At 38.8% G+C, this 883-nt stretch carries 2 tRNA genes and 1 rRNA gene; all 3 read right to left on the reverse strand.

The features are described 5' to 3' along the window. Positions 1 to 106: ribosomal RNA gene (locus SP041_RS20710) — 23S ribosomal RNA — on the reverse strand; the annotation flags it as partial. A 423-nt stretch (positions 107 to 529) separates the two neighbouring features. After that, a tRNA-Ala gene (locus SP041_RS20715) sits at positions 530 to 605 on the reverse strand. A 46-nt stretch (positions 606 to 651) separates the two neighbouring features. Further along, a tRNA-Ile gene (locus tag SP041_RS20720) sits at positions 652 to 728 on the reverse strand. Positions 729 to 883: the final 155 nt, after the last annotated feature.

The raw sequence follows: 883 nt of genomic DNA on the forward strand, positions 1-883 counted from the left end.
GGATATAACGCTTGTTATCAACTCCCCTGGACTTATCGCAGATTACCACGTCCTTCATCGCCTCTAATTGCCTAGGCATCCACCGTGCACGCTTATTCACTTAACCATACAACACCTAAAAAGTGTCATATGTTGTTTCCAAGACGCTTGTGACTCATATTTTACATATGAAAAACAATCGTTTTTCGTGCACCTATCAGTTAATAAATTAACTGAGTAGATACGTACTCACATTACAACAACGAATCATCATAATGTGTGCTTTTTATTTTGCTTGATTACAGTATCTATTTTAACTACGAATAGTTAATTTAAATACTGAGAACAATTTCGTTTATATTTATCACACCAATCAACTTACCTTGTTATTCACAAGATAGGTCATTGTTATTGTGCGATAAATAAGAACATTTATCAGCTTTCCTAATTGTTAAAGAGCAGACTTTTTCGTTAAAAAAAGCCTTAGATAAGTAGTGTTGCTTATCTAAGGCTTCTCATCATGTTGGTCACTTATTCATTTAAGAATGAGTGGTGGAGCTATGCGGGATCGAACCGCAGACCTCCTGCGTGCAAGGCAGGCGCTCTCCCAGCTGAGCTATAGCCCCAACATGGTGTATATAAATAGAAATCCAATTTCATTTTACAAGAAATTGGTGGGTCTGGGCAGATTCGAACTGCCGACCTCACCCTTATCAGGGGTGCGCTCTAACCAACTGAGCTACAGACCCTAAGGTCTATCTATACGTCTCTTCACTTTCTAATCAAACAATCTGTGTGGGCACTCGCTAAGTATTTGCGTAGCAAAAACTTTGGCCGGTAGATTTATTTGCCTAAGCAAATTCATCGTAAGGCTTGCTAATGTGTTTCTTTACGTAAGGAGGTG

This window comes from Psychromonas sp. SP041 (assembly GCF_000470315.2).
In the GTDB taxonomy this organism is placed as follows: Bacteria; Pseudomonadota; Gammaproteobacteria; order Enterobacterales; family Psychromonadaceae; genus Psychromonas.